We start from the raw sequence: 11,702 nt of genomic DNA, 5'->3' as shown, positions 1-11,702 counted from the left end.
GTTCCGCCCTGCGGAAGTCGCGGTGCGGACAAGCGAAAGCTTCGTCAGCATTCGAATCCCGTTTTTCGCTCATTATCCACGTTCTACCAAGGGTAGAAAGTCTGCTCGAGTGGTGGAATTGGTAGACACGTTGGACTTAAAATCCAATGGCCATTGCGGCCGTGCGGGTTCAAGTCCCGCCTCGAGTACAACGAGAGAAGCTCTTACGACAGTAAGGGCTTTTTTTGTGGAACGGAGTGGAACAAAAAGGGACTTGTGTTCCCTGCCGCCAACGGCGGTACCCGCCTCGAGTACACCCTCGCAGTGCTTCGGTGCACGCGATACAGATGAATGCAAAAGTCAAAGCCCATGCTTTGACTTTTTTTGTTTTGAGCGCTTGTTAAATTTTTTTTATCGGTTTCGGTCAAGACTCAAACCTTAAGTACAACGAGAGAAGCTCTTACGACAGTAAGGGCTTTTTTTGTGGAACGGAGTGGAACAAAAAGGGACTTGTGTCCACTGCCGCCAAAGGCGGTACCCGCCTCGAGTACACCCTCGCAGTGCTTCGTAAATGTGGTTCGGACAAGAACATAGGATTTGTTATCTTAGAGGAACAAGGCAAGCACTATGAAAACCGCCAACGTATACATATTACTTTTCGATGGATTCTCCGACTGGGAAATCGCCTATTTAACGCCCGAATTAAATAAAAGCGAAAAGTCTACGGTCAAATTTTTTACTGTGCATGCCCCGGAAGTCACCTCCATGGGTGGATTACGGGTGAGATCCGATCTATTGTTGGAGCAGCTGGGAATCGAAGCAGTTTCAGCGCTTGTACTCCCGGGCGGAACGGCATGGGAAAAAAACGAAATTGTGGGAATTGATGCGTTGGTAGAACGGCTCAATGCGGCCAACAAAACCATTGCTGCCATATGTGCGGCCACCACGTTCTTGGGGCAACGTGGCTATTTGGACCACATTGGTCATACCAGCAACGACCTCAACTATTTAAAGGCCGCGGCCCCCCATTACCAGGGAGAAAAAAAGTACAAAAATATCCCCGCCATCACCGATGGGAACATCATCTCCGCCAATGGAACCGCTCCCCAAGAATTTGCTCGGGAGCTTTTTATAAAACTCAATATCTATGATCAAAAAGAAGCCGAAAAGTGGTTTCAACTTTTCAAACACGGTATTTGGACGGAAGAATAGCATGCGTAGCTATGTCATTCTTGCCTTCTCTATGCTGCTCTTCGGTAGTTCCAGCCTTTGTCCCCAGGAGCCATCCAAAGTTTCTGTCGATCCCCTTACTGTGAGGAATGCGCATTCCATGGTCTATCATGTGCAGGAGGCCAGCATTTATCTTTTCGCCGGGGCCGATGAACGCGAGGTGAAATCCGACCTATGGGTTTTGGAAAGCGCTAATTGGCAAAAGGTGTCCGTAGAAAATGCACCGCAGCCACGGACCTTTGCCGCCATGGCCTATGACCCACAGGAAAACAGGATCCTCCTCTTCGGTGGTAGCAAAGTCCTATTCGGGAAGGAGGCTAGCTCGAAAAATCTATATAATGACACCTGGCAGTTTAAGGATGGGAGTTGGCAAAAAATACCTACGGAAAATGCTCCAACGGTCAGGGCAGAAGCTTCCATGGTGTACGATGTAGAACGACAAAGAATGGTGCTGTTCGGGGGCTATACCATCCAGGAAGGCAACTATATAAAACTTGGGGATACCTGGGAATTTTACGAGGATAATTGGCATTTGGCCTCGGAGAACGGACCCTCTGCAAGACATGGTGTGGTCATGGCCTATGACCCGGAGATCAAATCCGTGACCCTTTTTGGTGGCAGTACGGTAGACAAGCAGTATGGCCCGTTAAAGGGAGAGACCTGGATTTGGAAGGGAGATAGTTGGGATAAACTGGCCGTTGAACAACCTCCGGGCATGTTCAACGCTTGCATGGCTTATGATACAGACCAAAAGCGATTGCTTCGCTTTGGGGGATGGAACGGAAAATCCAGGACCGATGAAACCTGGGCGTTTCAAAACAATACCTGGACACCCTTACAAACGGAAACCGGCCCCAGTCCCAGAAATCACAGTGGCATGGTCTACGATGAAAAAAACAAAAGAATGCTCCTCTTTGGCGGTCATGACGGAAAAAACGTCTTTGGTGATATGTGGGAGTTCAGCAATAATGCGTGGCAAAACATAACAACGACCAAGCCCCTAAAACGCGTAAAAAATGGGCATTGAGCGGCACCAAATAAACCCGAGTCACATTAAAATACTTGTTGGCGCGGATTTACAATCCGTGCCACAGTCTGACCTTCATTGCCTTCCTAGCATATATAAAAAGAAAAACCACAGCTCCAACTTGGGAGGTCATTGCTTTCGTATCATTATCGCACGGATTATAAATCCGCGCTCTCGGGTTCATGGCTGTGGGGCTGTTAGACATGACGACCACATACATTTCCAACTGCGATAGGAGAAATCATCCTTCTTGATCCCCGCAACCGCCTAAAGGTGTTGTGGTACAGACAGAGTGGGAGATACCAAATTAAAGCAACCAGTACCTCCTATTTTGACCCGAAATCTGTATAAAACGAGATGACAAAAAAAGTAGGATTAATCGGATAGATTTGTTATATTTGAAAGACTGGAAATTTGAACAATCAGTCTATAATCCTCCCCAAAATTCAATATAGTGAAACTAAAATTACCCAAAAACAAGACCATGCTGACTCTTTTACTTTTATTAACTACTGCTATTGGTGGTTCCATTACCATCTTGAGTGTTTATGCCCTTACCAATGTACATGACGATGTGATTGCAAAAGAACATCCTGACAAGGGCGTTGAATCTGAAGAAACAACCAGTCAAGAAGCCCGCAGTTAATCGCGAAAGACCAGTTTGGAAGAAAATTGTTGATAGGATCATAGAAGGCCTACTCAGCTAGCTATGGCCATAAATTAATGTATCGGGCCACTTCCGAGATCGAAACTCGGCCCTCCGCCCCCTTTAAACTTCTGTTAAACCATACAATAAATGGCCATTTTTTGTAGTTTTGTATGCAAATGAAAGCTATCCTTCATAAAATAGCAGCTTTTACCATGGCACTGATCGTGCTCTGTTCTACCATGTCGTTTGCTGTGGATATGCACTATTGCGGGGACCATTTGGTCGATTTTAGCTTTACGGACACCGTGGATACCTGCATGATGAAGGCCAATATGCCCAAACCTTCGGGTGAATGTGCCGCAATGGCTATGGAAATGGACTGTTGTACGGACATTGAAGTCGTAATCGAAGGTCAGGACGACTTAAAGATTTCTTTGGACCAGCTTTCCCTAGATCAACAGCAATTTCTCGTTGCTTTTACCTATACCTATCTGCAACACTTTGAGGGCTATGACGAAAATGTTGTTCCCTATACCGATTACAATCCCCCTCCTCTGATACGGGACGTGCAGATCCTAGATCAGACCTTCCTCATTTGATGTTAAACATTGGACACCTGAGCCCAACAGCCATCGCTGTTCTTGGGCCAAACCTGTTTTTGTACCGTTTTGGCCTAGCCAATTTCCAACTGTTTAACAATCATTCATATGCTCAACAAAGGCATTAAATTTCTTATCGAGAACAAACTGGTAGCCCTCCTGATGCTCCTCCTTTTTGTGGGCTGGGGTACCGTTAACGCACCCTTCAACTGGGATACGGGCTTCTTGCCCAGTAATCCTGTGGCGGTGGATGCCATCCCCGATATTGGCGAAAATCAACAGATCGTTTTCACCCAATGGCCGGGGCGCTCTCCCCAGGATATCGAAGACCAGATCTCCTATCCCCTCACCTCCTCCCTACTGGGCATTCCAGGGGTACGGACCGTACGGAGTTCCTCCATGTTCGGCTTCTCCAGCATCTACATCATTTTTGAGGAAGGGGTAGAATTCTACTGGAGCCGCAGCCGAATCCTGGAAAAGTTGAACTCGTTACCCAGCGGTCTTTTGCCCGATGGCGTACAGCCCACCCTGGGGCCGGATGCCACCGGATTGGGACAGATTTTCTGGTACACCCTGGAAGGTAGGGACCAGGAAGGAAAGGTTACCGGAGGCTGGGACTTACAGGAACTGCGCAGCACACAGGACTACTACGTGAAGTACGCCCTGTCAGGAGCGAGCGGTGTTTCCGAGGTAGCTTCTATCGGGGGCTTTGTGCAGGAGTACCAAATAGATGTAGATCCCGAATTGATGAAGCAGTATAACATTGGCCTACATCAGGTGGTCAGGGCCGTTAAACAGAGTAATCGGGATATCGGGGCACAGACCTTGGAAATCAATCAGGCGGAATACCTGGTGCGGGGGCTGGGTTATGTAAAATCCCTGGAGGACATCAAAAATACCGTGGTTGCCTCGGAGGAATACACTTCTATCCGGGTGAAAGACATTGCCAAGGTTTCCCTGGGCCCTGCGGTGCGTCGTGGTATTCTGGACAAGGAAGGTGCCGAAGTCGTGGGAGGGGTCGTTGTTGCCCGGTATGGGGCCAATCCCTTGGAGGTTATCAACAACGTAAAGGACAAGATTGTGGAACTCAGTGCCGGACTGCCGTCCAAAACCCTGGCCGATGGCCGTACCTCCCAACTGACCGTAGTGCCGTTTTACGACCGAACAGAACTTATACAGGAAACTCTGGGAACGCTCAATGACGCCCTGACCTTTGAAATACTCATCACCGTCTTGGTCATTGTCCTTATGGTATTCAACCTTAGGGCGTCCGTGCTGATCTCCGGCTTGCTCCCTGTTGCGGTATTGATGGTCTTTATCGCCATGAAACTCTTTGGGGTAGACGCCAACATCGTTGCGCTTTCCGGAATCGCAATCGCTATCGGGACCATGGTGGACGTGGGGGTCATACTCTCCGAAAACATCATTCGGCATCTGGACGAGAACAAGGACAAACTTCCGATAAACACGGTGGTGTACAATGCATCGGCGGAGGTATCCGGTGCCATCCTGACCGCAGTACTCACCACCATCATCAGTTTTATCCCGGTATTTACCATGATCGGGGCCGAAGGCAAACTCTTCCGCCCCCTGGCCTTTACCAAGACCTTTGCGCTCACCGCATCCATCATCGTGGCCCTATTCCTGATACCTCCCTTTGCGGCCTATCTTTTCCGGAAGAAAAAGGGTAAAAACATGGGAGGAACTGTGCTGAACGGTTTATTTATCATTCTCGGAATCCTGGGGATGGTGTATGGTTACTGGCTGGGATTGGTCCTTGTGGCCTTTGGTATCGTAGGCCTGCTTAAAAATTCGGTGGTGGCGTCGCAGTTACGCATAGACTTTGTACTGTCCGATAAACGGGCCAACCGGGTCAATATGCTCGTTTCCGTAGTGACCATCGTACTGCTTTTGGCGACCTATTGGCGGCCCTTGGGCTTTGACCGGAGCATTCCTATCAACTTAATATTTGTAGGGGGGATCTGTTTTATATTGTTGGCAGTTTTCACGCTCTTTAGAAAATACTATACACAGATCCTGCAATGGGCCCTGCAAAACAAATTGCTGTTCCTTTCCATTCCCACACTTTTGGTGGTCTTTGGTGTGATGATCATGCGGAATACGGGCAAGGAGTTCATGCCGGCCCTGAACGAGGGTTCCTTCCTGCTGATGCCCACTTCCCTGCCCCATGCCGGGGTAGCCGAAAACAAACGGGTGCTGCAGCAGTTGGACATGGCCGTGGCCAGCATTCCGGAAATTGAAACGGTAGTGGGCAAGGCCGGACGTACCGAATCGGCCCTGGATCCCGCCCCCCTATCCATGTACGAAAACCTGATCCAGTACAAATCGGAGTACATGCGGAACGAAGCGGGGAAACGCCAGCGCTTTCAGGTGGACGAAAATGGCCTTTTTGTACTGAAGGATGGCGGTCTGCTCCTAAATCCAAATGCCCAGGTGCCCAACAACATTTTGGAAAGTCAAAGGGAAAACATCTCCACGACCTTCCCGGTGTCCGGTGGGAAACTGATTCCGGACGCCAATGGCGAATACTTCCGTAACTGGCGGCCCGAAATCCAATCGCCCAACGATATCTGGAACGAAATCGTGCGCGTTACACGCCTGCCGGGGGTCACCTCCGCACCCAAATTACAGCCCATTGAGACGCGACTGGTGATGCTGCAAACAGGGATGCGGGCACCCATGGGTATCAAGGTAAAGGGTCAAGACCTGGCACAGATCGAAGCTTTTGGCCTTGCCCTTGAGGAAATCTTGAAGGAAGTGGACGGTGTAAAGGACGAAGCCGTATTTGCCGATAGGATCGTAGGCAAACCCTATCTCCTTATCGATATTGACCGAGAGGCCCTGGCCCGGTACGGTATCCTTATCGAAGATGTGCAACAAGTACTGGAAGTCGCCATTGGGGGTATGACCCTGACCCAGACTGTTGAGGGCCGGGAACGTTATGGGGTACGGGTGCGCTACCCCAGGGAACTCCGGGAAAACCCGACCGACATCAAGAACATCTACGTGCCCGTGGCCAAAGGCAGTCCTGTTCCCTTAAGTGAACTCGTTAGCCTGCGCTATGAACAGGGACCGCAGGTCATTAAAAGTGAGGATACCTTTTTGGTGGGCTATGTGCTTTTTGATAAGCTAAGCGGTTATGCGGAAGTGGATGTGGTGGAAAATGCCCAAGCCTTGATCCAACAAAGAATAGATCAAGGGCAATTGGTAGTCCCAAAAGGTATTAACTATCAATTCACGGGAACCTATGAAAACCAGTTGCGGGCAGAAAAGACACTCACTATGGTAGTACCCTTGGCCCTATTGATCATCTTTCTGATCCTGTACTTCCAATTCCGTTCCGTGGCTACCTCCTTGATGGTATTCTCGGGCATTGCGGTGGCTTTTGCGGGCGGTTTTCTGATGATTTGGTGCTATGGCCAGGATTGGTTCCTAAATTTTGGCTTCTTCGGGGAAAACCTCCGGGAGCTGTTCCAGATGCATCCCATTAACCTAAGTGTGGCCGTATGGGTCGGTTTTATTGCCCTTTTTGGTATTGCTACCGATGATGGGGTGATCATGGCCACCTACCTGCGCCAGACCTTTGACCGGAACAGGCCAAAAACCTTGGAAAGCATTCGCGCGTCGGTCGTAGAGGCCGGTGAAAAGCGCATCAGGCCCTGTTTGATGACCACGGCAACGACGCTCTTGGCCTTGTTGCCCGTACTGACCTCCACCGGACGGGGCAGTGATATTATGATACCTATGGCCATTCCCTCCTTTGGCGGCATGCTCATCGCCCTCATTACCTTATTGGTGGTGCCCGTGCTGTACAGTTGGAAAAACGAATGGCAACTTAAAAGTGAAAATCGATGAAGAAAATACTGAACATAGCAGTGGCGTTGTTGTTATGCAACGCTACCCAGGCCCAAAGCCTGGAAGCGTACCTACAGGAGGCGGAAGCCAATAATCCTGAGGTACAGGCCTTTGAAATCCGGTACAACATCGCCAAGGAAAAAGTAAAGGAATCCCAAGCGCTGCCCAACACGGAAGTGAGTGCGGGACTGTTCGTCAGTGAACCGGAAACACGTACCGGCGCACAAAAAGCTCGGTTCTCCGTGAAACAGATGCTGCCCTGGTTCGGGACCATTACGGCGAGGGAAAACTATGCGACTTCCCTGGCCGAGGTGGACTATCTGGACATTGCGATCACCAAACGGAAATTGCGGCTATCTGTGTCCCAATCGTACTACAAGCTCTATGCCATCAAGGAAATACAGGAGGCCCTGGAAGAAAACATCCAGCTCCTGAAAACCTTTGAACAATTGGCATTGACCTCAGTGGAGGTTGGCAATGCCTCGGCAGTGGATGTGCTCCGCCTACAAATCCGCCAGAACGAACTGCAAGAGCAGAAAGCTATTTTGGCGCAGGAACAATTCGCGGAAAGCCGTGCGTTCAACAACTTGCTGAACCGAGATGAAGTCCTGGCCATTGCAGTCGTAGATAGTTTATTGATTACCGAAGATTTCCCACAGGCAAGCACAACACTCGGGCTGCATCCCGAACTGGAAAAGTACGATCGCCTGTACGAATCCGTCGCCCAGTCCGAACTCCTGAACCAAAAGGAGGCCAATCCCAACCTTGGCTTTGGGCTGGACTATATCCCTGTGGCGGACAGGGCCGGGCTCAATTTTAGCGATAACGGCAAGGATATTTTCATGCCAGCGGTTTCCCTCTCCATCCCCATCTTTAATACCAAGTACAAATCCCGATCCATACAGCACAAAATGCAGCAGGAAGAAATAAACGCACAAAGGGAACATCGTAGAAACCTCCTGGAAACGGTGCTCCATAATGCCATTGCTGGTCGCGAGGCAGCAAGGATAAAGCATCGTACCCAGTCGGTCAACCTAAAGCAGGCCAGGGATGCCGAGGAAATCCTGGTCAAGAATTATGAGACCGGCACTATCGATTTCAACGATGTGCTGGACATTCAGGAACTACAGTTAAAGTTCCAGATGAACCAAATAGAGGCCGTTAAAAACTTTTACGGACAAACGGCGGCCATCAACTATCTCACGGATCAATACTGAAATGAATTCAGTACAGATAAAAACGGAATACAATTATTTTAAACCCGATAATTCAATTAAATTCAATACCTATGAACCTAAGAAAAATGAAATTCACGTTTACATACAACTATTTGGCCATTGGAACAATCCTGGTCCTGGCCTCCTGTGGGCAGCAAAAGCACAAACAAGAGGCAGAAAAAACAGCGCCGCAAACCATTGCTGTCGCGGATGCCTCCTTTTCGGACGAAAGGGCCGGAAAAGTTTTCCATGATTACCAACAATTGCGAAAGGCCCTGGTGCGTTCCCAGGCCGATGAAGTACTAACGGCAGCCGGAAAGCTTGGAAGCAGTCTACCTGAAGAACAGGTGGAAATGAAGTCCATGGCATTGGCCATGGCCGATGCAGCGGATATTGAAAAGCAACGCGCCTTGTTTTCCGATCTTACCGCAGCGATAGAGCCCTTGTTCGCGGAATCCCTTTCGGAGGGAAGCATCTACAAACAATTCTGCCCCATGGCCTTTGAAGGCAAGGGCGGGTATTGGATCTCCGATGTGCAGGAAATCCGGAACCCGTATTACGGGGATAAGATGCTGAAATGTGGTAGCGTTGTGGAAACCCTAACAAACTAAGATGACACAGCACACCTATCACATACACGGAATGAGCTGTAAGGGTTGCAGCAATCACGTAGAGCAAACGCTCTCCCAAGTGGCGGGTGTGTCCAAGGTGTCCGTAGACCTGGAAAAGGCGGAAGCCACCATAGAAATGGAAGCCGCCATCCCCCTTGACAAGTTCCGGGAAGCCCTGGAAAACCATGGGGGCCGGTACAGTATCCACGAACTTGGGGAACACCACCACACTTCCAAAAAACAAGCAGACGAACCTAAGGGCAAGGGAACGGGAACCTTTTACTGTCCCATGCACTGCGAGGGCGATACCACCTACGACCGTCCGGGGGACTGCCCCGTCTGTGGTATGGATCTGGTGGAAGAACAAAATTTATCGGCTACAACTTCAGTGCAATGGACCTGTCCCATGCATCCCGAAATCGTTAAGGACCAAGCGGGAAGCTGTCCCATATGTGGCATGGATCTGGTGCCCATGGAACCCAGTCTTTCCGCCGAGGAGAAGACCTACAGAAAGTTGTTGAAGAAGTTTTGGATCGCCGTGGCCTTTACCCTGCCCATCTTTTTGATAGCGATGTCCGAAATGCTGGCCCATAATCCGCTTTATGACCTCCTAGATCAAAACACCTGGAACTGGGTGCAGTTTGGGCTTTCCCTTCCGGTAGTGTTCCACGCTACCTGGATGTTCTTTGAACGGGCCTACCGAAGTATCAAGACCTGGAACCTCAATATGTTCACCCTTATCGGTATCGGGGCGGGCGTGGCCTGGCTCTTTAGCATTTTCGGGCTGTTTTTTCCCGATTTCTTCCCGGCACAGTTCAAAACCGCATCGGGCAGTGTACACGTGTATTTCGAAGCGGCCGCGGTCATTCTCACCCTAGTCCTTATGGGACAGGTGCTGGAAGCACGGGCACACGGTAAAACGAATTCCGCGGTAAAGGAATTGTTGAAACTGGCCCCCAACACCGCCATACGAATCAAGGAGGGTGTGGAAGAGGAAATTGGTCTGGACCAAATCGTCCTGGGCGATATCCTTCGGGTAAAACCAGGGGACAAGATCCCCGTAGACGGTGTGCTGACGGAAGGGCACAGTGCTGTGGACGAATCCATGATCACGGGCGAACCCATTCCGGTGGACAAATCCGAAGGGGATAGGGTCAGCAGTGGTACCATCAACGGCAACAGCTCCTTTTTGATGCGGGCCGAAAAGATAGGATCGGATACGCTGCTTTCCCAAATTATCCATATGGTGAACGAAGCCAGTCGAAGTAGGGCGCCCATCCAAAATCTAGCGGACAAGGTATCGGCCTACTTTGTGCCCATAGTGGTGCTTATCGCTGTGGTCACTTTTGGGGTTTGGGCCCTTTGGGGACCTGAACCGGCCTATGTCTACGCCCTGGTCAATGCCATTGCGGTCTTGATCATTGCCTGCCCCTGCGCTTTGGGGCTGGCCACCCCCATGTCTGTGATGGTAGGTGTTGGCAAGGGTGCACAGCACGGGGTATTGATCAAAAATGCCGAGGCGTTGGAGAAAATGCATACGGTGGACACCCTGATCGTGGATAAAACGGGAACCCTAACAGAGGGCAGGCCTACGGTGGAAACCATAGATGCGACTGACGGTTCCCTGTCGGAAAAGGAGGTGCTTCAATACATCGTATCCTTGAACCAATTGAGCGAACATCCACTGGCCCAGGCCACGGTAAACTATGGAAGGGAACAGGGAATTGAACCTTTAAAGGCAGATGGCTTCCATGCCATTACCGGAAAAGGTGTAGCGGGAAATGTAAACGGGAAAAAGATTTTCTTGGGGAACGATAAAATGATGGAAGATACTGGAGCCACTACACCCGAAACCCTAAGGAAAAAGGCCCAGAACTATCAAAAGCAGGGCAAGACGGTCTCCTTTTTGTCCGTTGCCGGTGAAACGGTGGGCCTAGTGGTCATCAGTGACAAAATCAAGGAAAGCAGCAGAAGGGCCATTGCCGAGCTGCAGCGGAAAGGCATTGACGTCATTATGCTTACAGGCGACAATTCGGACACGGCCAAGGCGGTCGCCGATGAATTGAAACTGACCCATTTTAAGGCGGGCATGCTTCCGGCGGATAAATTAATGGAGGTCGAAAAACTCCAGGCCAACGGAAAGGTGGTCGCCATGGCGGGGGACGGTATCAACGACGCCCCGGCCCTGGCCAAAAGTGACGTAGGCATTGCCATGGGCACGGGAACCGATGTGGCCATTGAAAGCGCTACTATAACCTTGGTGAAAGGGGATCTGCAGGGCATTGTAAAGGCGAGGAACTTAAGTGACAAGGTGTTGAAGAACATTAAGCAGAACTTATTTTTTGCCCTTGTTTACAACACCCTTGGGGTGCCGATCGCGGCGGGCGTGCTGTTCCCCTTTTTCGGAATATTGCTTTCCCCTATGATCGCGGCCGCGGCCATGAGTTTTAGCTCGGTCTCGGTCATTGCCAATGCCTTGAGGTTACGTACAACAGCAATTGAATAAATAAAATA

The 11,702-nt window shown here is 50.1% G+C and carries 8 protein-coding genes and 1 tRNA gene; all 9 read left to right on the top strand.

What is annotated here, in order from left to right; genetic code table 11:
* Positions 1–103: 103 nt before the first annotated feature.
* The 9 genes from ACRD67_RS04680 to ACRD67_RS04640 all read left to right on the top strand — a co-directional run bounded on the left by ACRD67_RS04680 (position 104) and on the right by ACRD67_RS04640 (position 11,694).
* Positions 104–188, top strand: a tRNA-Leu gene (locus ACRD67_RS04680).
* Positions 189–606: 418 nt separating this feature from the next.
* The gene (locus tag ACRD67_RS04675; RefSeq protein WP_430965878.1) at positions 607–1,191 is read left to right on the top strand and encodes a type 1 glutamine amidotransferase family protein; all 585 of its coding nucleotides are present in this window, start codon (positions 607–609) and stop codon (positions 1,189–1,191) included.
* On the top strand, positions 1,127–2,236 hold the full coding sequence (locus ACRD67_RS04670) for a Kelch repeat-containing protein (RefSeq protein WP_430965877.1): 1,110 nt from the start codon (positions 1,127–1,129) through the stop codon (positions 2,234–2,236). The genes ACRD67_RS04675 and ACRD67_RS04670 overlap by 65 nt, the downstream gene beginning before the upstream one ends.
* A 454-nt stretch (positions 2,237–2,690) precedes the next feature.
* Positions 2,691–2,882: a hypothetical protein gene (locus ACRD67_RS04665; RefSeq protein ID WP_430965876.1), complete on the top strand. Its 192-nt coding sequence runs from the start codon at positions 2,691–2,693 to the stop codon at positions 2,880–2,882.
* A gap of 179 nt (positions 2,883–3,061) precedes the next feature.
* Positions 3,062–3,484: an HYC_CC_PP family protein gene (locus tag ACRD67_RS04660; protein ID WP_430965875.1), complete on the top strand. Its 423-nt coding sequence runs from the start codon at positions 3,062–3,064 to the stop codon at positions 3,482–3,484.
* Positions 3,485–3,592: 108 nt separating this feature from the next.
* Positions 3,593–7,360 carry an efflux RND transporter permease subunit gene (locus ACRD67_RS04655; RefSeq protein WP_430965874.1) on the top strand — a complete coding sequence of 1,256 codons (3,768 nt, stop codon included), beginning with the start codon at positions 3,593–3,595 and terminating at the stop codon, positions 7,358–7,360.
* Positions 7,357–8,577 carry a TolC family protein gene (locus tag ACRD67_RS04650; protein ID WP_430965873.1) on the top strand — a complete coding sequence of 407 codons (1,221 nt, stop codon included), beginning with the start codon at positions 7,357–7,359 and terminating at the stop codon, positions 8,575–8,577. The genes ACRD67_RS04655 and ACRD67_RS04650 overlap by 4 nt, the downstream gene beginning before the upstream one ends.
* 71 nt (positions 8,578–8,648) lie before the next feature.
* Positions 8,649–9,188 carry a DUF3347 domain-containing protein gene (locus ACRD67_RS04645; RefSeq protein WP_430965872.1) on the top strand — a complete coding sequence of 180 codons (540 nt, stop codon included), beginning with the start codon at positions 8,649–8,651 and terminating at the stop codon, positions 9,186–9,188.
* 1 nt (position 9,189) lies between these two features.
* Positions 9,190–11,694, top strand: coding sequence for a heavy metal translocating P-type ATPase (locus ACRD67_RS04640; protein WP_430965871.1), 2,505 nt, complete (start codon positions 9,190–9,192; stop codon positions 11,692–11,694).
* Positions 11,695–11,702 lie beyond the last annotated feature (8 nt).

The organism is Eudoraea algarum, from assembly GCF_050589645.1.
Lineage (GTDB): Bacteria > Bacteroidota > Bacteroidia > Flavobacteriales > Flavobacteriaceae > JBNGOQ01.
The sequence above is the reverse complement of the archived record's forward strand: the minus strand, read 5'-3'. Positions and strand labels throughout refer to the sequence as shown.